General features: G+C 41.3%; 1 protein-coding gene. It reads right to left on the minus strand.

The window, feature by feature from the left end; translation table 11 throughout:
• Positions 1-264 (minus strand): hypothetical protein (locus DF185_RS23400; protein WP_438830242.1); only part of this gene is annotated, 264 nt, incomplete at its 3' end.
• Positions 265-375 lie beyond the last annotated feature (111 nt).

Raw genomic sequence — 375 nt, forward strand, 5'->3', positions numbered from 1 at the left:
ATAGACAATAACTACCGATGTCATATACCCATACTCTCTAATCTTGGCCAGTCGGCGCGTTCTGCTTCCGATTAGAAACGTCAAGGCAGCAATCAGGATTGCAATCATGGTTCCTGCATATGATGACAATGTCGCCCCAAGACCATCTCTATGAGCTGAAAAAGAAACACCAGGAATGTAGTGGCGGAAAAGGAGATAGCAAATGCTTACGATAACGTAAGGAATTATTACTATGTAAACACCAGGCATGATTCTGTTCCGCATAATTACTCCTGATAATTAATCCTTAACTTTGCCCACCTGCCTTTTAAAACATTCCAGTATATCACTTTTCATTCTTGCGTAGCAATATGCCATCTCTTCAGCTATCTCAGC

Origin of the sequence: Marinifilum breve, assembly GCF_003202155.1 — a bacterium.
Lineage (GTDB): Bacteria > Bacteroidota > Bacteroidia > Bacteroidales > Marinifilaceae > Marinifilum > Marinifilum breve.